This is a genomic window from Chryseobacterium sp. AC417 (assembly GCF_979258215.1).
Window position 1 is genome coordinate 467,748 of sequence record NZ_OZ409845.1, and the last position, 25,753, is coordinate 493,500.

Below are 25,753 nucleotides of genomic sequence, written 5' to 3' on the forward strand. Positions count from 1 at the left end.
TAAATGACAAAAGCAGGATGCTTATGAAAGCATAAGAAATCCAGCAGAATGTCAATTTATAATTGAGCAGATTTTACAAAAACAAAACCCCTTTTAAAATCAAAAGGGGTTTATATTTTAAGTTTAAAACTAATTATTTCTTAGCAGCAGGCTTCTTCGCCGGAGTTTTCTTCGCTGTTGTTGCTTTTTTAGCGGCTGGCTTTTTTGCAGCAGGTTTCTTTTTCTCGGCAAAAGCTTTTGGATCCTGTGCGGTGATCCATTTTTTAACCTCATCAAGAGTAACTTCTTTCAGCTCGTCAGCTTCATATTTAGTGTCATCTTTTTTCTTTGGAATTTTGAACATGGCTTTTCCAAATTTGATGAAAGGTCCCCATCTCCCGTTTTCAAGAGATATTTTCTCTTTTTCCCACTGTTGGATATATCTGTTGGCTTCTTTTTCCAATTTAGCTTCTACCAATTCGTTGATATCATTTTGAGAAAGATTTTCAAAATCATATCGTTTCGGAACATTGATAAAGATGCTTTGATATTTGATAAAAGGACCAAATCTGCCCGTTCCTTTGGTAATCGGCTCGCCTTTGTAAGAGGCAATCGGCGCATCGGCTAATTTCTTTTCAGCAATGATTTCTTCTGCACGTTTTTGATCTACAGAAAGCGGATCTTCACCTTTTGGAATACTGATGTATGTTTCGCCCCATTTCACATAAGGTCCGAATCTTCCGACACCAATGGTCACAGTTTGATCTTCAAAATTATTTAAATCAAATGGTAATTTGAACAATTCTAAAGCGTCTTCTAAAGCGATGGTTGCAATATTCTGTCCTGCCATCAAAGATGCGAAAATTGGCTTTTCTTCATCGTCCTGCTCCCCAATCTGAATCATAGGTCCGAATCTTCCGATCCTTGCGTAAATGTTTTTTCCAGATTTCGGATCTACTCCTAAAAGTCGCTCTCCGTTCGCACGGTCTGCATTCTCTTCTACATCTTCAATTCTCGGGTGGAATTTTGAGTAGAAATCGGTCATCATTTCCTTCCATTTCTGAGCGCCGTTCGCAATTTCGTCAAAACTTTCTTCTACTCTTGCCGTGAATCCATAATCAAGGATTTCTGCAAAATTGTCTGTTAAAAAGTCGTTCACCACTTCGCCAATATCGGTAGGAATAAATTTATTTTTATCACCCCCGAATTTATCTTCAAGAACTTCTTTTTTAATTTTATCATTGGCTAAAGAGATCTTCACCACCTCACGAGTCTGCGGCTCCAGTTCTCTTTTGTCTACATACTCACGATTCTGAATGGTCTGAATGGTCGGTGCATACGTTGACGGACGACCAATTCCCAGTTCCTCCAGTTTCTTGACCAGACCTGCTTCTGTATATCGTGCGCTTGGTCTTGTGAATTTTTCTGTAGCAGTAATTTTTTTATAGTCTAAAACTTCACCTACTTTTACTTTCGGTAATAATTTTTCGTTGCTTTCTTCGTCTTCGTCTTCAGTTTTTACAATTCCGTAAGCTTTTAAGAAACCATCAAAAATGATCACTTCACCCTGCGCTTCAAAATGCTGCGGAAGTTTTGCATTACCAATTTCGATAACTGTTTTCTCAATTTTGGCATTTGCCATCTGAGAAGCCAGTGTTCTTCTGTAAATAAGCTGATATAATTTGCTCAACTGAACATCACCGATTGATTTTACAGAAAAATCTGTGGGACGGATCGCTTCGTGAGCTTCCTGTGCAGAAGATGATTTGGTGGTATATTTTCTTGGTGCAGAATATTCTGCTCCGTATTCTGATGTAATTTGATTTTTCGCTCCGTCAATGGCTTCCTGAGAAAGGTTTACAGAATCTGTTCTCATATACGTAATGAATCCTTCTTCGTATAATCTCTGAGCCAAACGCATGGTATTGGTCACATTGTAACCCAATCTTGAAGAAGCTTCCTGCTGAAGTGTAGATGTCGTAAACGGCGCAGAAGCTGAACGTGTTCCCGGTTTTGTTTCAACATTCAGAACTTTGAACTCTGTAGTTTTTGCTAATTCTAAGAATCTTTCTGCATCTTCTTCTTTTTCGAAATCTTTCTTCAGTTTTGCAGCGATTTCCTGCTCAGCTTTATTTAAGAAAACTCCGTCTAGCTTGAAACTTGCTTTCGGAGTAAACTGGCGGATCTCTTTTCTCTTTCAACGACTAATCGTACGGCAACCGACTGTACTCTTCCGGCAGACAATCCCGGTTTTACTTTTTTCCAAAGTACCGGAGACATTTCAAAACCTACGATTCTGTCGAGAACTCTTCTAGCCTGTTGAGCGTTGACTAAATTCTGATCAATATCTCTGGGATTTTCAATTGCTTTAAGAATGGCATTTTTGGTAATCTCGTGAAAGACGATTCTCTTTCTGTTTTCGGGTTTCAGTTTTAATTCATCTGCCAAATGCCATGCGATAGCTTCTCCTTCACGATCCTCATCGGAAGCGAGCCAAACCATTTCGGCTTTCTTTACGGCAGACTTTAATTCTGTTACCAATTTCTTTTTATCGGCGGAAACTTCGTAATCCGGACTGAAGGTGGCAAGATCAATCCCCATTCCTTTTTTCGGAAGGTCACGGATGTGCCCGAAGCTCGATTTGACTTCGAAATCCTTCCCCAAATATTTCTGAATAGTTTTTGCTTTTGCCGGAGACTCGACGATTACTAAATTTTTCGACATCCTCTAAATTTTTGCAAAAGTAAAGCTTTTTTATTATATGAATTTTTACTTATATCATTTTATTCAATAATTCTAGAGGTGCAATGAAGATTCTGTAGAAAAAACCTTCAAAAGTAAAGCCTCTTCCAGACATTTCCACACGATATAGTAAGGACAAAATAATCATGAATAAGGTGATGTAAAATTTCTTATTAAATCCTGAGGCTTCAGAAGTTGAGGTATCTCTACTGTCCTTCAACTGCATGGCGAAAAGTACGATGATGAATATCATGTGAATGTACATCCATCTTCCCCAATCGATGGCTAAGTAGAACAGTGGTAAAGAGAAGAGAAATGCACTTAATAATAAAATAGATGTAATCTTTCTATTAGTTTGATATTTTAAATAAAACCCTAGATGAAAAACTGAAATTAAAAAACTGATGAAGTATAATCGATATTCTTTAAAGTGTTGGATGATGTATTGTCTTTCATCGATATCCCACAAGAAAATGCCTTTGGTTAAAACCACTCCACGTTCCTGTAAAATTTGCAGAGATTGTCCTTCATTGATGTTTTTTCCTAAAAGGGCAATGAAAGCGGCGGGAACAAAAACCACAATTATGTATTTTAAATATTTATTAAACTCAGCGTTTCCGGTTTTTAAATATAATGCAATGAGAAAATAGGGTATGAAGAACAAGGTGATTTCATGAAAAAACATGGCAATAAAAAGTCCGCCACAAACCCAATATTCTTTTGATTTTGAAAGTGAATTTTTACTTAAATGATAAACAAAATAGGCAAACAAAAAGAAAACGATGAATTCTTTTTTACCAACATAATCTACACAATTGAAAAGTCCTATAAATCCTATTGAAGACAGCAAAAGTGAGAGATAAAGAAATGTGGCTCCTTTGTATTGTATCAGTTTAAAATAAAACCAAAAAAAACCTGAAATGATGATCACCTGAAAAAAGTAGACTAATAAATTGAGTTTAATTCCTGTAATATCCTGCAAAAGGAAAAAGAAACTTCCGGAAAGCCCTCTTCTTTTGAAACCGCCATCCTGATAATTAATAAGCCAGTCTCCTAAAATATATCCGTCTGATTTTGCATTGTGGATATAGGTGAAGGTGAGCGCAAACAGAGCTGTTGCGACGATCATTACATAAATAAAAACCTTATTATTTAAAAAAGATAAAAATTTCTTGCGTATCATCATAAGTTTCTCAGATTTATTTCACAAAAAAAAGAGAAGCAAAACAGCTCTTAAAATATGATGTAAATCCGTTGATTTTGTGGAATCAAAAATAGGAATTTACAAATAGTTAAGCACTATTTTGTTTCTCTTTAATGAATGAATTAGAGAAATTTATTTTTTGCAGTTTATTTTTTCATAATCTTCACTACCGTTTCAGAATTATTGATTCTCACAAGATAAACACCTTGTAACAGAGAAGAAACGTCGGTCTGAGTGTTCTCAAATTTACCAGATTTCACCATCTGACCCGATGCATTATAGATCTGATAATGATAATCTTTATTGTCTGTAGCCTTTATATACAAAACATCTTTCACAGGATTTGGGAACAAAGTAATTTTATTTTCTTTGGTAATTTCCGCAATTTCATTTTTAGTAAAGACATTAGAAGCTTTTACTGATGGTCCTGCTGTTACAGGAATTGCCGGGATAGGACCTGTTTCGTTTCCATCCGGATCGTATTTTACTTTTACACAACGGCAATTCATCCCGAAATAAGGATCATTGTTATCATGGAAAGCAATCAATCGATTTGCAGTGGAAGCAGCATCAAAAAGGATGTTGATGGGTCTGCCGATGTAATTTGAATTCAAAGCGGCCGTCCAGATTCCGGGATATTGGAAATTATTGGCTGTAAAAGTTCCTGTTGCCGACTGATTTGCTGTTACACTTCTGAAACCTCGTGATCCGGAATTGGGATAATTTCCTGTCGAATAGCTTGCATCATTGAACATATAGCCAATGGTCGTCGTCGTTGTATTTCTTACTCTTACACCCGCATATTCGTTGATTAAGTTATATGATGTTGCTACATTTTTATCTTTTTTGTACCAAGGTGAAATCCCGAAATCGCGGTTGGTAATAATTGCTACACCGGTAAGATCAGGAATTCTCCATCCTTCAGGACAAGGATCAAATGGAGATTTTTCTCCACCTCTTCCCCATCGGTCAGCAGCAACATTAGGCTCGTTGAGAAGCCAGTCTGTTCCGTTTGTATAATTTGGAACTGTGCTGTTGTAAGGAGCAAACGAACTCGGAATCATATATACCAAAGGATTTTTAACAGAATAAGACAATACTTTGGCTATTTTATCTGATGTTTTATCTGATGTCAAAACGTTAGCATTGGTTGGATTGGTATATATATCGTAAGGAACGATATAATTTCCGGGAAGACTGTTGTAAGCACCCGGAGTAAGTGTGGTGTAAGCAACTCCGCCGTTTGAATTCACATTTCCTAAAAACACGTTATAAGAAGCTCTTGTGTCTGCATATTGGAAAGAAGGAATCGGATCTTTTCTTCCCCATTGATATTGCAGACCTGTGGAAGCTCTGATTTTAACATATTCTGCAGCAGTTGGTGTTAAAGGATTTGCAACGATTGGAAAGGCATCAGTTGCACCAAGATTCCTATCCATAAATTCCGTTTTTAAAACATCACCTTTTGGAACATAGTTTACGTAATTGGTGGCTACTGCATTTGGAGTTTCTGTTGTATAATGATAAGACTCAATTGCCGTGTCTGTAACCCAAACATGCCATGACCAATATACCGGATTAGCTATATTACCATTATGCAATGTAACTACTGCATTTCCGCTTTGGTTGGGGTTTAAGGTTACTACAATTTTAGAATTAGCAAGACCCAAAGTTGATCCGGGAGATGGATTTGTTATGGTAACTGTATTAATTAAGCTCGTATTGGTCGTCCATAAAACATTTGCTTTCAAATCATTAAAACTTGAAGGATTTAAGATGGCAGGATTATTTAATAATTGACTTTGAACAGAAAATGCTTTCGAAACCGGAATTTCCAAAGTAGATAAAACCGAGCTTTTTACAACCTGATAAGTGTTCGGATTATTCAAACCTTCAACATATTCTACATTCGAATTAAAATATTGGGTAGGGAAATCGTATTCATTGATCTGATACAAAGGATCTTTCACACATCTGCAACCATTCGCATCAGAAGTTTTGGCAGTTGATGTGGGTACATACCAATATCTGCCTTTCACAAGAGGATTTGCAGGATCAGGTATATCATTCTGATATTTATCCGGAAGCATAAATAACGCTCTTGCTGCAACAGCCGGTGTCGTATCAAAAAATCTCGTCATGGTTGCCGTCCAAAGTCCGGTATGATGCTGATCGGTATACTGCCCTGCTTGTGAATTGATAGATAATTGTCCAGTTCCGGGGAAAACTCCCATATTATATCCGCCTACGTTGGATAAATCAAAACCTATATTCGGATATACCCTGAAACCCGTCATAGAGGTAAAAACATTACTGTCATTAGGTTTAATGATGTGATATCCATTAGCTTCAAAGGTATTTTTGCCTAAATTTGTTCTTACTCCGAAAGGAGAATAATCTATTCTCACATCATCCACATAAGTACCCGAAGCCTGATTAGCTACAAGCATTGAAGGGATTCTCCAGCCATTCGGGCACGGATCGAAAGGAGATTTGTCTCTGTATGGTGCAGCACTGTTATCATTATTGTAATCTGCTGACAAAATTCCTTTTGAATTATCAGACCATAAATTAAGTTCTGGTAATACGCTATCATTAACACCGACAGATTTTCCAAACCAATTAAGCATCAGATTCGCATTATTGTTGTAGTAAGCCGGACCTGAGTTGTCATCTTTATTCACATAAATTAAACTCAGCGGATTTTTAACAGACAGCTGAATGTTATTATCTAAAGTTGCATTAGAAAGCAACACAAATTTTCTAAGCACGTCAAAATTAATTGCACTGGTGAAATTTTTTGCACCTCTGTGTCTCACCCTTCCGATAGAACCTGAAACTTCATAAAAATCATCACCTTTCATCACCAAAGGCGGAATAGGATCTTTTCTCCCCCATTGATACAGAAGCCCGCCGCTTCGGTTCCAGTTACCGCCTGTATTATTGTTGGTAATTGCTCCCAAGTTTCTGTCCATCCACTGCCATTCTGCATCGGGAATATTCTCTATCGTTCCATTTTTTCTTTCTCTTTTAACTCCGGTGAAACTTTTGTAAGTAGATCCGTTGGTAGGATCGTCTGTCACCCAAATATGCCATGACCAGAAAATTTCACCATTCAATCTGAAAGCGACTACCGCATTTCCTTTTTTGGATTTATTGATCATGACTTTGATTTTGCCATTCTCACCAGAATCTACAATTTCTAAACTGTAGTTTGAGCCAGTTTTTACAAGACCATGTACATCTTCCCAAAGCACGTCTGCTGTTACTTTTCCTTTGATTGTTCCGGCACTTGCCAGGTATTTATAACTGCGCCACATCTCATATGCTTTCTTTACGGGTATAAATAATCCTTCACCATGTTGAGCAGGATCAAAGATGTAACTATTAGGTGCTTTCGTCCAGTCCGGAGGGAGAGCGACACGAGACTGATTCTGCAATCTATCATCAGCACGCCTAGAAATTTCAACTAGAGTATCTTTTTTCAGGAAATTCTGAATCTCAACTTTAGTTTTTAAAAAACCTCTTTCTTTTTCTAAATTATCTTTAGAATACATATTTAAAGAAACTAAGCAAAACACTGCTATCAGATTCTTAATTATTTTACTTTCCATAATAATAACCCTTAGTTTTTTTGTGACAAAACGAATTTACACCAAAACAAATGATAATCAATTTATATTGAACATAAATAACACATAAAACATATATACTGCTAAATAAATTATAATTTTTTAAAAATTAACAAAAATATGATTTCGTAAATTAAAGACAAAAATACATTATTTCACCAATAATAAATGAGGAGACAGATCAATTTTTCTTAATGTTAAAAAAAATTAATTGACGGGAATAAAGTCAAAAAGAAGAGTACAATCCCAAGTGAAGTTCTGCTTGCATTGTATTGCAAAAAATCTAAAACGATCCTTCCAACCTTGTATCATGCTGATTTAACATACAATTGAAAATCTTCATTCCCAAAATGAGCCATAAAATTGAATGAATTCATAATAATTAACGCTCGTTAAACAACATACAATTATTGCTAATTGCTAATATTGCGTGAAAAAGTTACTTGCTTTTCCTATACCAAAGGTGAAGTTTTTAGATGAAGAAAGATGTACACTTTAGGAGAAATCGAAATGCACTTTCGGGTACATTTATCTAAATAAGCGAAAATATGCATATCCTTAAACTGCATATTTTTTGTTCATATCTGATTGATCATTAAATATTGAAATAGATATCTTTAGTTTTGGGGCGAAATTCAATCCGAATACCCGCAATTAGTCATATGCTGCAGTACTACAAAGAAGAAGTAAGCAGATAAGAAACTCCAAACATCAATGGTGTATTTTATTTATGATCAGAAGAAGATTAACTAAAATTTATGGAAGTAAGTAATTATGATAACGATCTATAGTAAAATTACCTCTTACAATATTCATAAAACTTGCAAATACAATAAAGTTGAAGACAAATAATGCAATAATGAATGTGTGAATTAATTTCTTAGTTCCTAAAGAAACCACATACATCGCATTTGGTATAATTATATAAGAAAAACCAATAAATGCACCTGCCAGTCTTGAAGAAAAGATGGGGTTATTTCTGAAGATGAAATAAAAGCAGATCCCGATCACCGCATAATTCCTATGATATTCGTAGTATGGATATTTTTCTTTCATGGGGGTATCAAAAAAGAAAAGGAAGAAAGTAAGAATTGCCATCATAGCCTCCGGAATACCGATCTGCCCGTTAAGACGCTGAGCTGTTTCATCAATATAACCATTGAACCCCTCGACCAGCATATTATCATTGGCAATACCACTGATGAAATCACCAAAAACTCTGTACACTTCAAATGGCGAAGCAAAAACAGATGCAATAATAAAGATCAGCATCCACGTTTTATTTAATGGGATACGGGCTACCCAATACATTGGTAAAAAAACATAACATACATTATGAATACCTGCTCCCAAATAAATACACAGCAGATACATGAATAGATTACCTTGTTTAATATATCTTATGCCATAATAAACTATAAATGAACCGAGACATTGCCTGATCTGGCCACTTTCCCCAATAAAAAACCCCGGGATAAACATAAACAGAATGAAGGTAAAAGGATAAAAAGTATTATCATCAATATACTCTATTTTCAGAATGATGCTTATCGTTGCGATGACCAATGTCAACATGTAAAACGGAGCATTGAATACATTCAGCAAAAGCTTATTTATTAAAACAAACAGCCACTCGAGTTCTACCGGTTCTGGCCCATCCAGATAAAGTGCCTTTGCAATAATACTGGTATAACTTTTTGTATCAGAATAATTGTAAATACCTATATAACTACCATAATCCGGCCCCACCTGATTACGTAAACCCGCAATTACAATAAGATAACCTGCCAAAAACCAAAGCCACTTTTTTTCTACTTTTCTCCCATACACTTCCTGAAAACTGAAAATGAGTATAAAAATAAGCGCTATAATATAATATGGATGTAGTAAATTCATTTTTTAAATAGTATAAGCATTTTTAAACTGATGAAAAGCTACAACCATTCCCGAAAGGATCAGCGGGAGAAAGAGTCTTGTTTCCCAGAAAAGCCCTACAAGAGTAATCATCCCAAGATAAGGCAATGAAAAAAAGAGATATTTTTTTAAAATTCGTTTTCTGTGATCATCACAAAGTGTGAAAGTAAAATACAAACCCAGCGCACCAAACAACAATCCCAAAAGATTAAACGGACTGGTAAAATTTTTAACAACATAAACCCCTTCAAAAAAAGAAGTTTCCTGAGGGATCATAACTTTTAATCCAACATAAGGTACTACAAAAGACAAAATAAGAAATACAATTTCTTTTATGTATTTAAAATTCCATTCTCTAATTTTTTTAACATCAATAAAAACTGAGGCAAAAAATGCAATATTCAAACAGGAGGTTTCTCGCACAAAAGTGGAAACCAAAATCGTAAAACATAAGAAAATAAAGTCTGAAATTTTTCTGTAATGATAATATTTTAAAGTAAAATAAATTCCAAGTAAATAAAAGAAAATCGATATGCTGTCACAATTTGTAGGAACATACTGCACAATGACCATAAAAAACACACCCAAAAGATGAACGATCCTTTTTAAATCTGAATTCAACAGCAATTCAACGGGTTTAAATTTTAAAACAGCATTTAAAACAACAGATGACAGAACAAAAAAGAAGCTGTTGATGAGAAAAATACTGTGGTAAAACACCGTTCCGTTTTTCAGAAGTACAGTTTTAAAGGATTCAAAATAATTTTTAATGAGAAAATCTAAAATTTCCGTCACATTCACCATCAGAAAATTCGGAATTACACGATAGGCATATACCGATGTAAACATAAAATCTGGAGCTTTCTCCATCGATTTTAGTTTCACATATGAAGATTCGAAGCCATAATATGACATGAAAAACAGCAGAAATGGGAAAATTACTACAAATAGAAATCCGTTTAATTTTTCATCAAAAATTCTCAACATAGTAGAAGTTCCTGGTTTTAGAATAATGTTGTGTTTTATAATAAGCTGAAGAAAAGGAACTTTTGCAAAAGTAAAAGATTTTTTCATTCTAAATAGAATATTTTATTGATTTTCAGTTAAAAGTTATCCTACAAATGTTTTAATCTATTCATAAAAATTTAAATTTGCAAACTTGATCTGAGAATCTCATGCATCGCTTTTTCATTTTTTTATATTATCTGATTGCCAAAAACAGAATCATTTCTATTGCAGCAGCTTTAGGAATTGCCGCAGTGTGCCTATTTTTTGCTTCTAAAATTAATTTTGAAGAAGATATTAATCAGATTATTCCGAAAAGTAAAAAATCTGATCTGACTGCGAAAGTTCTGAAACAACTCAATTTTTCAGATAAAATCATCGTTATCATCGAAAAGAAATCAAAAGATGACAATTTCCAGTTATCTGAAACGGCTGATCAATTTTTAGAAAAAACAAAACCTTTAGAGAAATACATTGCATCAATCCAGGGAAAAGTAAATGATAACGAGATTTCCGAAACCTTTGATTTTGTCAATCAGAATCTGCCCTTGTTTTTAGATGAAAACGATTATCAGGAAATTGAAAGAAAACTCGACAAAGACAGCATTGCCAAACAGGTTGAGAACAATTACATTTCTTTGGTTTCGCCTACAAGTCTGGTCACGAAAGAGTTTATTAAAAAAGATCCGCTGGGAATTACTTTTTTAGGAATCAAAAAGCTGAACGCTTTAAACATCAGTAAAGATTTTAAACTTGAAGACAATTACGTTGTAACCAAAGATGGGCAAAACCTTCTTCTTTTCATCGAACCCCAAAATAAAAGCAACGACACCAAAAACAATGAAGTTTTCGTCAATCAGCTCAATGAAATAAAAGACGGCCTCAACAAAGAATTCATAGGAAAAACCGAGCTGAGCTATTTTGGTTCGCCGGTGATTGCGGTTGCGAATGCGAAGCAGATCAAGAAAGACATTCAGAATACGGTTATTATTTCTATGACATTGCTTTTGATCTTGTTGATTTATTATTTTAGAAGCTTCTTCACTCCGCTTATAATTTTTCTTCCAACCTTATTTTCGGTTCTGCTCGCTTTGTTGGTTTTGTATTTTGTCAAAGATAAAATTTCAGCCATTTCTCTGAGTGTAGCAGCCATTTTAGTCGGGATTACGATTGATTATGCTTTACATATACTCACGCATTACAAGCACAACAACAATATTGAAGAGCTTTATAAAGATATCACCCAACCGATTGTTCTGAGCAGTGCTACGACGGCGGTTTCATTTTTATGCCTGGTTTTTGTACGTTCTGAAGCGTTGAAAGATTTGGGGCTCTTTGCATCGATTACGGTTTTGTTTTCGTCTGTTTTGGCACTAATTATTGTACCGCAATTGTATCATCCGAAAGAAGAAAAGGAGAAAGTAAATACTAATTTCATTGATAAGATCGGGCATTATCCTTACGAGAAAAACAAACCTTTGATTATCGGTTGTTCGCTTGTAATTATCGCGTGTTTGTTTGGATTTCGTCACGTTGGTTTTAATGAAAATATCGGCGATCTCAATTATATTCCGAAAGATCTCAAGATAAGTGAAGCCAAGCTGGAAAAACTGTCCGACATGACTTCAAAATCCATTTATACTATTTCTTATGGAAATTCAGAAGAAGAAGCTTTAACAAGAAATTCTCAATTAAGTAGTTTCTTAGAGAAAGAAAAAAAAGACGGAAAAATTTTAAGCTATAATTCTATAGGTAATGTTGTGCTCTCTGAAAAAGATCAGCAGAAAAAAATAGAAATCTGGCAAAACTTCTGGAACGAGAAGAAGAAAAACCAAACCATTTCCGAATTGGTCAGTCATGGAAATAAATTCGGATTCAATGCTTCGGCTTTTGATCAGTTTAATGAAAATTTGAATAAAAGCTACCCCACTTTAAGCTTAAAAGATTATTCTACAATAAATGCGCTTCAAATCTCAGAATTCCTCAGTCAGGAAAATGGCTTTTATACCGCTTCGAATGTTGTAAAAGTAGACGAATCCAAACGTGATGCTTTCATCAAAGACATTGAAAAGAGGCACGATGCGATTGCGATTGACCGCCAGCAAATGAACGAGAACTTTTTAGGCTTGCTGAAAAGAGATTTTACTACATTGATCAATTATTCTTTATTGGCCATTCTTTTTACAATTATTATTTTCTTCAGAAATTTTGAGCTTACGCTTCTCACTATGTTCCCGATTGTTCTCACAGGCGTTGTTACAGCAGGACTTCTCTATTTTTTCGGATTAGAACTCAATATTTTCAGCACCGTTGTCTGTACATTGGTTTTTGGAGTTGGTGACGACTTCAGTATTTTCCTGACAAAAGCTATGCAAAAGGAACATACGACAGGAAAAAATGAACTTCCTACTTATAGAATTTCCATTATTTTGGCGGTTTTTACTACAATTCTTTCCATCGGCTCTCTGATTTTTGCAAAACATCCTGCTTTACATTCTTTGGCTCTCGTCGCTTTAATCGGAATGCTGTCGGTGATTATTATTACCTCCACTTTATATCCGTTTTGGTTCAGATTTTTAATTATCAATCGAACTAAAAAAGGTTTGTCACCCATTACGTTCATGCTGTTTTTACATTCAGTAATTCTCTTTATTTATTATGGTTTGGGCGGATTGATCTTTTCAGTGATCGGAAGCATTTTTGTGAAAAATTCCAAAGGGAAAACTTTAGATGTTATCAAATTGATTTTAGCTAAATTTTTAACTTCAGTTCTGTACGGAAACCCATTTGTAAAGAAAAAAGTGATGAGAAATCCTAAAGAAGATTTCAGCACTCCTGCAATCATTATTGCCAATCACACTTCGTTTCTGGATACTTTGGCGATTGCAATGGCTACTCACAAAATTGTTTATCTCGTGAACGATTGGGTTTACGATTCTCCGGTTTTCGGCAAGCTGGTGAAAGCTCTGGGTTTTTATCCTGTTTCTCAAGGCATCGAAAACGGTAAAGAAAAATTAAAAGAAAAAATTGACCAAGGATATTCTCTGTTGTTTTTCCGGAAGCTGAAAGATCTTACACCAATGATATCAACCGTTTTCACAAAGGTGCATTTTATCTGGCAGAAGAATTTGGTCTGGATATTTTACCAGTTTATATTCACGGGAATTCTGAAGTTTTACCAAAAGGCGATTTCATCATCTATGACGGAAACATTATCGTGAAAATTGGAAACAGAATCAGCAAAGATGATTTGACATTTGGAACAACTTATAAAGAAAGGGCTAAAAATATCAACACCTATTTTAGAAATGAATTTACCAAGCTTAGAAATGAGATTGAAGATGAAAATTATTTTAAAAAGAAATTGTTTTTAAGTTTTCTTTATAAGGAAACCGAAGTCGTACAAGAAGTTAAGCAAGATTTTGCACGAAACAAATCTGCTTATTTTGAGGTGAATAAACATATCCCAAAAGACGCAACAATTTTACATATTGCAGACGATTTTGGGCAGAAAGATATTTTGCTTACGCTTCAGCAAGCGGGAAGAAGAGTTTTCTCAATAATTAAAAATGAAGAAAAAAGACAGATTGCAGAAAATAATTACCTTGTAAAAAGGAGGAAGATCCGGTATATCAAAAAAACTTCTGAAATCACCAAAAACATTGATGTTCTTTTGATTTCAGATCCAAATTTTAAGGTTGATACCATTACCCAGCTTCCAAAAACAATTATTTTCTTAGCTGTAGAAAATCCAGGCTTTGTAAATTCTACATTTAACTTAGTGTACACTTCTGAATCTATAAAAGTGTTCAGAATCGCATAATAAATGTAAAAAGCATATTTTTGTAAACTATAAAAAATCCTAATGCATAAAAACGTACTTGTTATATATTATACTCAGACAGGCCAATTGGGAGATATTATGAAAAATATCGCCCAGCCGTTTGAAGATAAAATAGACGAATACAATGTAACGTATTACAACATTCAGCTGAAAGAAGACTTCCCTTTTCCGTGGTCGAGTGATGTATTTTTCAATACTTTCCCAGAATCTTATTTGCAGATTCCGAGCGAGATTCTTCCGCCACCGGAAAATGTGCTGAATAAAAAATATGATCTGATTCTCTTTGGATATCAGGTTTGGTATTTGACGCCGTCGATTCCTATTATTTCTTTTCTGAAAAGTGGTTATGCGGAAAGTTTATTAAAAGACACACCAATAGTGACTGTTTCAGGAACCAGAAATATGTGGATGCTTTCTCAGGAAAAATTAAAAGTTTATTTAAAAAATATGAATGCCAAACTGATCGGAAACATCGCTTTGGTAGACAGACACGATAATTACACCAGCGTTTTGACCATTCTTCGTTGGCTGACGACCGGACAAAAAGAAAAAACAGGATTACTTCCTGCAGCAGGAGTCTCGGATGAAGAAATAAACGGTGCGGGTAAATACGGAAAGATTATCGAAAATCATTTTGAGAATAATGATTTCGCAAATCTTCAGCCAGATCTGGTAAAAAACGGAGCCGTTGAAATCAGACCTTTTCTTGTGCGTGTAGAGAAAGTCGGAAACAAAATCTTCACTGTCTGGAGCAACCTGATTATCAAGAAAAAAGAAAAACGACCTTTGCTGATTAAATTCTTTAAAGTATATTTGATGGCAGCAATCTGGATAATTTCACCAATCGTATTGGTTTTTCATTTATTATTATCTCCTGTTTTATGGTCTAAAAGGCAGAAACAGAAAAAATATTTACAAGGAATTAATTTAAAATAGAAATGTACGACGTATTTATAACAAAAGCTTCAACATATTTACCCAATGAGCCGGTTTCGAATGACGAAATGGAAAGCTATCTTGGCCTGGTAAATAATACACCTTCTAAAGCGAGAGCTTTAATTCTGAGGAACAACAAGATCAAAACAAGATATTACGCTTTAGATAAAAACGGGAAGCCTACGCATACCAATGCTCAGATCACGGCAAAAGCAGTAGAAGGTCTTTTTGACGATCAATTCAAAAAAGAAGATATGCAGCTTCTGTCTTGCGGAACCTCTTCTGCAGACCAGATTCAGCCATCTCACTCATCCATGGTGCATGGCGAACTAAATATCGGAAAATCTGTAGAGATCAATACCTCAACAGGACTTTGTAATTCGGGTATGAATGCCTTGAACTATGGTTTTCTGAATATCAAAGCAGGAATTAAAGATAATGCAGTTTGTGTAGGTTCTGAAAGAATGTCTGCATGGATGACCGCAGATAAATTCAATCATGAAGCAGAAAATCTGAAACTTCTGGAGAGAGACCCATCGTAGCTTTTAAAAGAGAATTTTTGAGATGGATGCTTTCTGATGGTGCTTCTGCATTTTTACTGGAGCCAAAACCAAGAGAAAATGAAATTTCTCTAAAAATAGAATGGATTGATTTCTACTCTTATGCTCACGAAATTGAAGCTTGTATGTATTCCGGTTGTGAAAAGCAGGAAGACGGAAGCTTAAAATCATGGGCAGAATATCCTGCTGAAGAATGGCTGAACCAATCGATTTTTGCATTAAAACAAGACACTAAGATTCTTGATAAATACATTCTGGTGAAAGGTGCAGAAAGTTTGAGATCATCTTTTGACAAACATCAACTTGACCCGGATTCTATCGATCATGTTTTGGCGCATATTTCTTCCGGTTACTTCAAAGAAGGTTTAAAAGAAGAATTTGCCAACGTTGGATTAGACTTCCCTTGGGAAAAATGGTTCTACAATCTTTCTGAAGTCGGAAATGTAGGCGCAGGATCTATTTTCATTGCTGTTGAACAATTGATGAATTCAGGCAATCTTAAAAAAGGCGAAAGAATTCTTCTTTGTGTACCGGAAAGCGGAAGATTTGCTTATTCATGTGCTTTACTAACAGTTTGCTAATGGAAGTCACCTTACCAAATTCTGATCAAAGTTTTGTAGAAAGCCTGATCCCGCAGAAATTTCCTTTTGTGATGGTAGGTGAAGTTTCAGAATATTCTGAAAGCCACGTAATCTCAGGATTCGACATCAAGGAAGATAATATTTTTGTCAGTGATGGGATTTTCCAGGCATCCGGTTTGATTGAACATCAGGCTCAAACTGTGGCTTTACATACAGGTTATAAATATTTTTTGCTTGGAAAACCAGCTCCAACAGGTTACATCGGAGCGATCAAATCTTTTGAAACAGATGCACTTCCAAAAGTTGGAGACCAACTGATAACCGAAGCAACGATTCTGAATGAAATGTTGGGCGTAACCTTAGTGGAAATCATTACTACAATCAATAATACTGTGATCGCAAAATCTCAGATGAAAACGGTCGTAAAATAATAAAGTCAATTTGTTTCCTTAAGCTGGGAAGCAAATTGATTTTAAACTTTCTTAATGGGATTGGAAGAACAAAATATTATCAATATTCACCATTTTTTACCACATCGCGAACCGATGCTGATGGCTGATTATATTCTGGAGCTTACTCCGGAAAAGGTAATCACTTCTTTTGAAATTACTTCAGACAATATTTTTGTTCACAATAATCATTTTGTAGAAGCCGGTCTTATCGAACATTCGGCACAAACCTCATCTTCTATTCTTGGGCAAAGTTTTTTTTCAAATCCTGAGTCAGATACTAAAGTGATTGGCTTTATCACCAATATCAAAAAAATTGAGATTTTTGCCTTACCGAAAGTCGGTGATAAAATCATTTCAAAAGCTTCTTTAATTTCCAAATACGAAAACATCTGCCAGATTTTCTGCGAAACATTTTTAGATGATCAATTGTTGATTCGCACGGAGATTAGTCTTTTTATTCAGGAGCTTACATCTTAAACATTTACTTTAAATATAAAAGCTGACTTTTTGAGTTGGCTTTTAAATTTACGTTTGGCTTAAAAAGTTTTTAATGATTAATAAAGCAGTCCTTTATTTAAAAATAGTAAGATTAATCTCAATAGTGTTTCTCTTAATTCTTGTATTTTATACTTTCATGATTCTAGGAAGTAGTCACAAAATACCTTCTCAAACACTCATAAAACTAATTTTAGCAATCTCAATTACAATTTTGTTGTTTATTTATTCTTCAATTACCATAATGAGAAAAAAGAAGAATAATGATAACTAATGATTAAATTTTACACCATCCATTTGAGTAGATTTTGAAAAACACTTGAACTGACGAAGCAACACCACAAAACCTTTTTATTTTCAATATATTTGAACAAAATAATAATATGAGCGTAAAAGTAAGATTCTATTCATACGACATTGAATTTGAGTTTGAAAATTCTGTGGAATTTCCTATTGCTCCTGCAGTTGGCGATGAGGTAAATTTGATTTCATTTTTTAAATACAAGACTTCTGAAAGATTAGAATACGTCAACAATATGGAAGATCTTTATCTGTACGAAAATGCCTTGGTAACTGAACGTACGTGGTGCAAAGACATCGAAAAAGACGAGGTGTATCTGCTGGTTCATTTAAAGTATAAAAGAAGAAAGTAATTTTTCTGACCTAGAGTAGAATGTCTTCCACTTTCCCACCCAAACCGTGGTTAACAATGTTGTTTTTACCTCTGCAATTTGTATTGTTTAAGATTAAATTTTATTAAATTTCACATTTTTAGGAAAGACGATATTTTTTGGAAGGCTTGCACAAAGAAGAATTTAGATACATATACTTCAAATTAAGTTATTATAAATTCAAACTTTTCCAAATTAGCACTAATAATGTCATTTTTTAAACTTTAGCTAAGCGTATTTTTTATGTTAAGTCATTTATGTCATCTTGAAATACATGTTTTCTGTGATAGTCCAAATAACTTTCTCTGCTTTCAGGAAAAATTCGCATTTTATTTTTTGCAGTTGGATTAATATTAAGTTTATCCCACGTGTATGCACTTAACTGTGTGCCACAAATTAATTCTCCGCTGTCTAAAAATGTAATATAACCTTGGTCAAAAAGTCTATCGTAAGTTGGCGAAAGTGCAAGTCCATTTAGGTAATCTAAAGCTTGGTCATCTCTTTTTTCCTTAATACAAACGCTATATGGCTTAATATGGCTTGCAATTAAAAGCCTCTCATCTGTAATTTTTGAAAAAGGACATTGAGGCATATATTCAATAACCGCTCTTCTATACCTTTCTTGACCAATTCTATATGATTTTTTAATTTCTTCGAGTTCAGGAATATTAACAACTGAAATTTCTTCAATTAATTGTAAAGCACTTGGATGAACAAAAGTTCTAAATTGGTAATCTAATAAAATTCTAAAGTAGAATATTGGTCTATGGTTCTCTCCTGTTGGAACAACGGGAACTAATTTTAAGATTGAGAGGTAACTTATTTTCGGCAGAATTAATTCTCTCCAAAGTTTCCAAATGCTATCATCTGACCTAATGTAACCTCTGTTTTGTCGTTGTGATAAATTATCAGAAGCATCATAAATTGAAAACGGAATATGTTCAGTTTCAATATTTTGTACTTCTTGAGACCTTTCATTGTAATATACACTTATATCATTATGATAAATTTGCTCTTGTGCATAATATTCGGCTTTAGCATCGTCAAGATATTTTAGCAAGTTTGTTTTACTAAAAAAACAAGTATTTTCTTGAATTATAGCACCACTTTCTCTAGCAGAGTTTATAGTTTTTCGTTTCTTTTCTTTGTCAAAATGTTCTAAACCCCAAGTAGAATATTCAAAGAAATTTGAAATTCTTTGACCAAGTTCACCATTGTAAGTTCCTACGTGTTTTTTACTTTCTCCATTACCATCAAATTGTGCTAACTTATTTGAACGATGGATAAAACTGTCTTCAGCTCTAAAATCTTGTATCGCATCGATAATATTGTATTCGATGTTATCAATTTTAATTCTTTGATATTCTGTCATAAAATTATTTTGCGTATTTAGTGATGTCCATTTGTTTAAGTAATGCAATAAGAACATCAACAACAATGCTGTTTCCTGCTTGTCTATACATTTGAGTATCGCTTACTACCTGTGCAAAATCGTCACGAAATCCCATTAAACGCAAACATTCTTTTGGTGTTAACTTTCTGATTTTTCCTGTGTGTGTAACGTAATTGTCAACTCCAGCTCTGTGCATTTTGTGCATACTTTGCAAAAGTGGTCTCGCTACTTCAAGGTCTGTTTTTACTGAAGTTTTAAAGGTTTTCGTTCCACTACTCAAAACGTAATCACGAACTTTATCAGATAAATAATATTTTTCTTCTACGTCATTTACGTCAAAAATAAATTCGTCAAATTCGCTTTCTCCTTGTTCAAACACAAAATCTCCGTGCCAATTAAATTGTTGATTTGCTTTCTGACAAAGTGCAATTTCTCCATTTATTTGAGTATAACGTTTGTTTCTATTTTTTGAACTAGTTACAAATTTCACTCCTTTTTCCTTGAGATAATATTTACTGTCTGTAAAATCCTCTAAAAAATCTTGCATTTTGTATTCCAAATCAATTGGTTCAGGGAAAGTAAATTCTGCTTTTTTATCTTTGAATCCTACAACAAAAATTCGTTCTCTGTGTTGTGGCATTCCGTAATTTTTGGCGTTTAAAACTTGATAAAAATATTTATATCCAAGTTCGTTAAAAGTTGCTTTAATTGTTTCAAAAGTATTTCCTCCATCATGGTTTACTAGACCTTTTACGTTTTCAAAAATGAAAACATTAGGTTCGCTTTCTTTCACAACTCTTGCGAATTCATAAAATAAAGTTCCTCTTGTGTCTTCAAAACCTCTACGCTTTCCGACCATTGAAAATGATTGACAAGGACTTCCACCAACTAATAAATCTAATTTTCCTTTGTATTTCTTACCGTCAATGTCGTGAACATCATTGTACCAATTACTTTCTGCAATTTCATAATTTGCAAAATAACTTTGTTTTACAAAATTATCATTATCACAAGCAAACTGTATTTCTGACTTGAGATTTAGTCTTTTCAATCCATATTCAATAGCACCAATACCTGAGAACATTGTTCCAATTTTTATTGTTGCATTGGGGTTTGAAAATTCTTTTTCTCTCCAGTCTTTGTCAAATTTTATTGAAGTTTGTTTGGTTAAATATTGTGTCAATTGGTCATTAACAATATTTAAAACATCTTGATATTTTGGATAACCTTTTAACTCGTCAAAAATTCGAGTAGAGTAATGGTAATTTAAAAGAATACTTTTGTCTGCTTGTAATATTTGACAAAGATTATCTAGCTGTTCTATATTTAGTTGGCGTTCGTCTTTTTCTATTTTTCCAAGTGTCGATGGATCAATATCGATATGAGAAGCAACTTTGCGAAGTGGAAAACCTAATTCAGTTCTTCTTTGTTTAATATATTCTCCAAATGTAATTTGCATATTTTGTCTTTTTTATTTTGGACTAATTTTGTCCAAAAATATGGAATCCTATTTTGTCTTGCAACATTTTCTTTGAGTTTTCTTTGACAATAAATTTTTCAAACCCTATAAATTTAGAACCTTAGTAATTCATCAAAAAAAGTGAGACATTTCTGCCTCACTTCAAACAATTTATATTAAATGAAAATTAATATCCGAAGATTTCTTCCAGGGTCACTTCTTTGAATTCTCCCATCTTGTTGATCGATTCCATATTCAGGTTTTCTTTTTTCCCGATGATGGCGGTGTTGTATTTTAATGGTTTGATTTCAGCGTTGTAGAAGCTTGTCAGTTGTGGCAAACTTAATGTCTGAATCTCTGCATAAATATCTTTTCTGATGTCGTAATCAACACCCAGCTTTTTCAGTGCCATCTGGTTGTAGAAAATATTGGTTCTGTTGATTCTGTTTGAGGCAATCTGCTTCAAGGCAGAACCTTTTGAATTCTCAAACTGAGCCGGAACTTGCGGGAAATCTGCCATCAGATCATTCATCGCATTGACAGCAAGAGGTAATTTATTTGCCTGAGTTCCGATGTAGTTGGTCACATAGTTCGGATGATCTTTTTCGTTCGCATTGGCAAAAGAAACGTACGCAGAATATGCCAAAGACTTACTTTCTCTGATCTCCTGGAACACGATAGAAGACAGACCACGCCCGAAGTATTCATTAAATACATTGGCTTTTCCGAAATCTGCTAAGTTCACATTGGTACCTTTAGCAACCTTTGCCATTTCCATCTGTACCATATCGTACCCTGTAAAATACACTTTTCCTTCAGTAGCCGGTTCTGCATATATTTTAGCTTTTGCAGGCTGCAGTTTGGTGTTGGCAACGAAAGGTTTTACAGCTTTCTCAAGACCGCTTTGATCTTGTCCGTACAGAAATAACTCGTAAGGATATTGGTTTAACGTTTTGATTTTTGAAATTAATTCGTTGACATTAATGCTTTCCAGACGTTGCTTAGAAATAATATCCGTCATTCTTGAATCTTTACCATATTTCGCATAATTGGAAAGTGCCGCCATGATTCTCCCTTTATCTTTTTTAGCAACTTCTCTAGATTCTAAAATTGTTTTTACAGTCTGATCGTAGATTGCTTTATCCGCTTTTGCATTGGTTAGCCAATGGTTCAGAAGTTCAACTCCTTTCTTCATATTGCTTTCCAGTCCGCTTAGGGTAATAATGGTTTGATCATTTGAAGTTCTGAAATTGTTTGAGATTCCGAGCTTGTAAAATTCTTCTTTTAACTGTTCCGGTGTGTATTTATCAGTTCCTAAATATTGAAGGACGCTCACCGCCAAACTCAATTCTTTATCGTTATCTGTACCAAAAGGGAAGATATAATTTACCTGCGCTACTTCGTTATAGTTGTTTTTAACGAAACTTACTTTTTTGTCTTTGATTTCTGATGTAGCAATAGCCGTTTTGTAATCAACAAACTGAGGTTTGATATCACCCGCTTTTGCACCTAAAATATCTTTAAGAAAAGGAGACTGTACATCTCTGTTTAGTTTAATAGGCGTAATTGCCGGGTTTTGTACACGTACCAGTTTATCATTCACTCCTTTTTCTTTGTAAACGACAGCGTAATTATCTTTAAAAAACTCATTGGCAAATTTTACAATATCTGCTTTGGTGATTTTCTCATACTCATTGATCTCGTCTAGTTCTTCCTGCCAGGTTCTTTCGTTAATGTAAGCTCCATACAACGTGGTTGCAAGACCGTCAGCAGTTTCCCAGCCTTTCATTCTCTGAACTTTCATATCGTTGACAATAGCTTTCAGCATCCAATCAGGGAATTGACCTTTTTTAACTAAATCTAACTGTCCCAACAACAATTTTTTAGCTTCATCAAAACTCTGTCCGTCTTTCGGAACCACGTATAATGTAAATGCGCCATACGTTTTATAAGGAGATTCATAAGCTCCTGCGCTTAAAACTTTTTGCTTCTGGCTGATGTTTAAATCAATTAAACCTGCATCTCCGCTATTGCTTAAGATTTCGCCAACCATGCTTGCTAATCTTGCATCTTTAGTACCATAAGAATCTGATCTCCAAGCCATCGTCATTCTTGGTGCAGACGGACTTTTCACAGTTCTGCTTACAACCTGAGTCATCGGTTCTTCAGAAACCATTTTTTTCATCGGAAGTTCTTTGTATTTGAACGTCCCGAAATATTGATCAACTAATTTTATCGTTTTGTCGAAATCTAAATCTCCAACCAAAACTACTGCCATATTATTTGGCACATAATACGTGTCAAAATATTTGTGGATCGCCACCATTGAAGGGCTTTTCAAATGTTCTGATGTACCGATTGTAGTTTGCTGACCGTTTGGATGTTTTGGGAAAAGAGCTTCCATTAAAGCATAGTTTACCAAGCGGCTGTCGTTATCCTGTGCTCTGTTGAATTCTTCATAAACAGCTTCCAATTCTGTATGGAAAAGACGAAGAACCAATTCTGAGAAACGTTCTTTTTCTATTTTTAACCATTTTTCAAGCTCATTGGCAGGGATATTATTTTTGTAAACCGTTTCATCCAGCCAGGTATGAGCATTAGTTCCTGTAGCTCCCAAAGATGAAATTGCCTTGTCATATTCATTGGCAATTGCAAATTTTGAAGCTTCCTGAGAAACCTCATCGATTTTTTTGTAAAGTAATTTTTTCTTTTCAGGATCTTTTTCTGCTTTGTGCTGTTCGTAAAGATCAGAAATCTGCTGTAATAAAACTTTCTCTTTTGCCCAATCCTGAGTTCCCAGATGTGAAGTTCCCTTAAAAACCATGTGCTCAAGATAGTGAGCCAATCCTGTATTATCACTTGGATCGTTATTGGAACCGGTTCTTACCGGTACATACGTCTGGATTCTCGGAGCATCGTCGTTCTTTGCGAGATATACTTTCAACCCGTTTTTTAAAGTATAGACTCTCACTCCCGCCCGATCATTTTTCACAGTTTCGTACGTATAACCTTGACTATCGGTCGCAGTTTGCGTTTCAAATTTCTGTGCTGCTGCATTGATCATGAAAAAGAATGAAAGTGAAATAAAAATTTTCTTCATAGTAGAATTAATAAATCATTATAAGTATAATGATTAGTATAAGATTGTATCGGTTTTGTTACAGACAGATATAAAATGACTCATGAAATATCATTTTTAGAGCTGCACGGAATAAAATTTGCAAGTTATGGTATCATTAATCATTTAAAAAATTAATTATGAATACGAAAGTGATCAGGGCAAATTTTGCCGTAAGCAATCTGGATCACCCACCAGTTTTATAATTTATTAGGATTTAAATCAAATGGAAGATCTGATAGACCTGTAAGCTTTCTCTTTGGAAAAAGAATTTGTTATTCATTTTTATAGCTGAAGTTTTCATTAAATTATCCTTTCATTTTTACTAATTTAGCCAACTCAATGAAACAGCATTTTCCGAATGAAAAAACAAAATCTTCCTCAAGACGAAAGTAGCCTACAATCAGCAAATATGACCGAACTGTTATATGTAACTGATGAAAACGATAACTACACCACCGCCAACAGCATCGGATGGGACGCCAAAAAAGCAGCTTTGGACGAATCGATGGAGCTCATTAATGAAAGAATTGAAGAAGCAAAACAAAGCGTTGCCAACAACATCGTAAGCCCAATCATCTATTTTATGGAACTGAATAAAATGGATTTCCAGGTTTTGGCGGCGTATGTCGGGAAATGGCAATGGACGGTCAAAAGACACGCAAAACCGAAAATATTTAAAAAGCTCAGCGACTCTACTTTACAAAAATATGCCGACACTTTTGGAATTTCGGTAAATGAACTAAAAAACTTCGACGGCAAATAATGAAATTGAATTTTGAACACCATCAGACAGCCCATTGTGAAAACGGTGTTGCTTCCAATTTACTTCTCAACAGAGGTTTAAAGCTAAGTGAGCCAATGATTTTCGGGATCGGGTCCGGATTATTTTTTGTGTATCTGCCATTCTTAAAAGTAAATTTTTCCCCGGGTTTCAGTTACCGCCCAATGCCCGGAGCTATTTTCAGCAAAGCGGCAAAGCGTTTAGGTATTAAAATCAAAAGACAAAAATTCTCAAATCCTGAGGAAGCCCAAAAAGCTTTAGAGAAAAATTTAGAACAAAATATCCCAACAGGTTTGCAGGTCGGGGTTTTCAACCTCACTTATTTTCCTGAAGAATACAAATTCCATTTCAACGCCCATAATCTTGTGGTTTATGGAAAAGAAGACGGAAAATTCCTCATCAGCGACCCTGTGATGGATTTTGCGACAACTTTATCAGAAGCTGAACTTGAAAAAGTACGGTACGCCAAAGGTGCACTCGCTCCGAAAGGTCATATGTATTTCCCGACACACATTCCGGAAAATGTGAATCTTGAAGAAGCCATCAGAAAAGGAATCAAAGATACCTGTAAAAATATGCTCGCTCCAGTTCCCATTATTGGTGTAAAAGCGATGCGTTGGGTTGCAAAAAGCATCCCGAAATGGGCGGAGAAGAAAGGCACGAAAGTGACCAACCATTATCTGGGACAACTCATCAGAATGCAGGAGGAAATTGGTACCGGCGGCGGAGGTTTCAGGTTTATTTATGGGGCTTTTTTGCAGGAGGCAGCTGTGATTCTTAAAAACGATGAACTAAAAGAATTATCAAAAGAAATCACGATGATTGGTGATCTTTGGAGAGACTTTGCCGTGGATATTGCCCGCGTTTATAAAAATAGAAATTCAAAAAGCGATATTTACAATCAGCTTTCAAAATCGATGCTGCATATTGCCGACTTGGAGGAAGCTTTTTATAAGAAATTAAGAAAAGCGATTTAAACTTGTC

15 protein-coding genes and 2 pseudogenes are annotated in these 25,753 nt (G+C 34.7%); 9 read left to right on the forward strand and 8 right to left on the reverse strand.

What is annotated here, in order from left to right; genetic code table 11:
• Positions 1-133: 133 nt before the first annotated feature.
• The 5 genes and pseudogenes from topA to ACZZ9T_RS02290 all read right to left on the reverse strand — a co-directional run bounded on the left by topA (position 134) and on the right by ACZZ9T_RS02290 (position 10,545).
• A pseudogene (topA, locus tag ACZZ9T_RS02270) lies at positions 134-2,703 on the reverse strand (type I DNA topoisomerase).
• Between the two features lie 49 nt (positions 2,704-2,752).
• On the reverse strand, positions 2,753-3,907 hold the full coding sequence (locus ACZZ9T_RS02275) for a hypothetical protein (protein ID WP_463440744.1): 1,155 nt from the start codon (positions 3,905-3,907) through the stop codon (positions 2,753-2,755).
• Positions 3,908-4,071: 164 nt separating this feature from the next.
• Entirely contained in the window at positions 4,072-7,482 is a 3,411-nt protein-coding gene (locus ACZZ9T_RS02280; protein WP_463440745.1) for a T9SS type A sorting domain-containing protein, read from the reverse strand.
• Positions 7,483-8,313: 831 nt separating this feature from the next.
• Positions 8,314-9,453 carry an EpsG family protein gene (locus ACZZ9T_RS02285; RefSeq protein WP_463440746.1) on the reverse strand — a complete coding sequence of 380 codons (1,140 nt, stop codon included), beginning with the start codon at positions 9,451-9,453 and terminating at the stop codon, positions 8,314-8,316.
• A gap of 3 nt (positions 9,454-9,456) precedes the next feature.
• On the reverse strand, positions 9,457-10,545 hold the full coding sequence (locus ACZZ9T_RS02290; protein WP_463440747.1) for a hypothetical protein: 1,089 nt from the start codon (positions 10,543-10,545) through the stop codon (positions 9,457-9,459).
• Between the two features lie 101 nt (positions 10,546-10,646).
• Here ACZZ9T_RS02290 and ACZZ9T_RS02295 point away from each other — a divergent pair, with 101 nt between their 5' ends.
• The 7 genes and pseudogenes from ACZZ9T_RS02295 (at position 10,647) to ACZZ9T_RS02325 (ending at position 17,997) form a co-directional block, all read left to right on the forward strand.
• Positions 10,647-13,697, forward strand: a complete 3,051-nt coding sequence (locus ACZZ9T_RS02295) for an MMPL family transporter (protein WP_463440748.1) — start codon at positions 10,647-10,649, stop codon at positions 13,695-13,697.
• On the forward strand, positions 13,694-14,299 hold the full coding sequence (locus tag ACZZ9T_RS02300) for a hypothetical protein (protein ID WP_463440749.1): 606 nt from the start codon (positions 13,694-13,696) through the stop codon (positions 14,297-14,299). The genes ACZZ9T_RS02295 and ACZZ9T_RS02300 overlap by 4 nt, the downstream gene beginning before the upstream one ends.
• 42 nt (positions 14,300-14,341) lie before the next feature.
• The gene (locus ACZZ9T_RS02305) at positions 14,342-15,256 is read left to right on the forward strand and encodes a dialkylrecorsinol condensing enzyme DarA (RefSeq protein ID WP_463440750.1); all 915 of its coding nucleotides are present in this window, start codon (positions 14,342-14,344) and stop codon (positions 15,254-15,256) included.
• Between the two features lie 2 nt (positions 15,257-15,258).
• Positions 15,259-16,397: pseudogene (darB, locus tag ACZZ9T_RS02310) on the forward strand (dialkylresorcinol biosynthesis protein DarB).
• Positions 16,397-16,828, forward strand: coding sequence for a hypothetical protein (locus tag ACZZ9T_RS02315; protein ID WP_463440751.1), 432 nt, complete (start codon positions 16,397-16,399; stop codon positions 16,826-16,828). Before darB ends, ACZZ9T_RS02315 begins: the two are co-directional and overlap by 1 nt.
• 54 nt (positions 16,829-16,882) lie before the next feature.
• Positions 16,883-17,326: an ABC transporter permease gene (locus ACZZ9T_RS02320; protein WP_463429801.1), complete on the forward strand. Its 444-nt coding sequence runs from the start codon at positions 16,883-16,885 to the stop codon at positions 17,324-17,326.
• A 401-nt stretch (positions 17,327-17,727) separates the two neighbouring features.
• Complete coding sequence (locus ACZZ9T_RS02325; RefSeq protein WP_463429802.1) at positions 17,728-17,997, forward strand: hypothetical protein; 270 nt, start codon at positions 17,728-17,730, stop codon at positions 17,995-17,997.
• 259 nt (positions 17,998-18,256) lie between these two features.
• On the opposite strand, the gene ACZZ9T_RS02330 is transcribed toward ACZZ9T_RS02325, so the two are convergent.
• The 3 genes from ACZZ9T_RS02330 to ACZZ9T_RS02340 all read right to left on the reverse strand — a co-directional run bounded on the left by ACZZ9T_RS02330 (position 18,257) and on the right by ACZZ9T_RS02340 (position 23,967).
• Positions 18,257-19,387: an HNH endonuclease gene (locus ACZZ9T_RS02330; protein WP_463440752.1), complete on the reverse strand. Its 1,131-nt coding sequence runs from the start codon at positions 19,385-19,387 to the stop codon at positions 18,257-18,259.
• A gap of 4 nt (positions 19,388-19,391) precedes the next feature.
• Positions 19,392-20,867, reverse strand: a complete 1,476-nt coding sequence (gene dcm, locus ACZZ9T_RS02335; RefSeq protein WP_463440753.1) for a DNA (cytosine-5-)-methyltransferase — start codon at positions 20,865-20,867, stop codon at positions 19,392-19,394.
• A 187-nt stretch (positions 20,868-21,054) separates the two neighbouring features.
• Positions 21,055-23,967, reverse strand: coding sequence for a M16 family metallopeptidase (locus ACZZ9T_RS02340; protein ID WP_463440754.1), 2,913 nt, complete (start codon positions 23,965-23,967; stop codon positions 21,055-21,057).
• A gap of 379 nt (positions 23,968-24,346) precedes the next feature.
• Between ACZZ9T_RS02340 and DarG the strand changes: the two genes are divergently transcribed.
• Positions 24,347-24,751: a flexirubin biosynthesis protein DarG gene (DarG, locus tag ACZZ9T_RS02345; protein ID WP_463440755.1), complete on the forward strand. Its 405-nt coding sequence runs from the start codon at positions 24,347-24,349 to the stop codon at positions 24,749-24,751.
• Positions 24,751-25,746: a BtrH-related acyltransferase DarH gene (darH, locus tag ACZZ9T_RS02350; protein WP_463440756.1), complete on the forward strand. Its 996-nt coding sequence runs from the start codon at positions 24,751-24,753 to the stop codon at positions 25,744-25,746. Before DarG ends, darH begins: the two co-directional genes overlap by 1 nt.
• Positions 25,747-25,753: the final 7 nt, after the last annotated feature.

Excerpts from the sequence above, each read along its gene's own strand:
- ACZZ9T_RS02275 (WP_463440744.1), bottom strand. The coding sequence starts at position 3,907 with ATGATGATACGCAAGAAATTTTTATCTTTTTTAAATAATAAGGTTTTT.
- ACZZ9T_RS02280 (WP_463440745.1), bottom strand. The coding sequence starts at position 7,482 with ATGTATTCTAAAGATAATTTAGAAAAAGAAAGAGGTTTTTTAAAAACT.
- ACZZ9T_RS02285 (WP_463440746.1), bottom strand. The coding sequence starts at position 9,453 with ATGAATTTACTACATCCATATTATATTATAGCGCTTATTTTTATACTC.
- ACZZ9T_RS02290 (WP_463440747.1), bottom strand. The coding sequence starts at position 10,545 with ATGAAAAAATCTTTTACTTTTGCAAAAGTTCCTTTTCTTCAGCTTATT.
- ACZZ9T_RS02295 (WP_463440748.1), top strand. The coding sequence starts at position 10,647 with ATGCATCGCTTTTTCATTTTTTTATATTATCTGATTGCCAAAAACAGA.
- ACZZ9T_RS02305 (WP_463440750.1), top strand. The coding sequence starts at position 14,342 with ATGCATAAAAACGTACTTGTTATATATTATACTCAGACAGGCCAATTG.
- ACZZ9T_RS02315 (WP_463440751.1), top strand. The coding sequence starts at position 16,397 with ATGGAAGTCACCTTACCAAATTCTGATCAAAGTTTTGTAGAAAGCCTG.
- ACZZ9T_RS02320 (WP_463429801.1), top strand. The coding sequence starts at position 16,883 with ATGGGATTGGAAGAACAAAATATTATCAATATTCACCATTTTTTACCA.
- ACZZ9T_RS02325 (WP_463429802.1), top strand. The coding sequence starts at position 17,728 with ATGAGCGTAAAAGTAAGATTCTATTCATACGACATTGAATTTGAGTTT.
- ACZZ9T_RS02330 (WP_463440752.1), bottom strand. The coding sequence starts at position 19,387 with ATGACAGAATATCAAAGAATTAAAATTGATAACATCGAATACAATATT.
- dcm (WP_463440753.1), bottom strand. The coding sequence starts at position 20,867 with ATGCAAATTACATTTGGAGAATATATTAAACAAAGAAGAACTGAATTA.
- ACZZ9T_RS02340 (WP_463440754.1), bottom strand. The coding sequence starts at position 23,967 with ATGAAGAAAATTTTTATTTCACTTTCATTCTTTTTCATGATCAATGCA.
- DarG (WP_463440755.1), top strand. The coding sequence starts at position 24,347 with ATGAAAAAACAAAATCTTCCTCAAGACGAAAGTAGCCTACAATCAGCA.
- darH (WP_463440756.1), top strand. The coding sequence starts at position 24,751 with ATGAAATTGAATTTTGAACACCATCAGACAGCCCATTGTGAAAACGGT.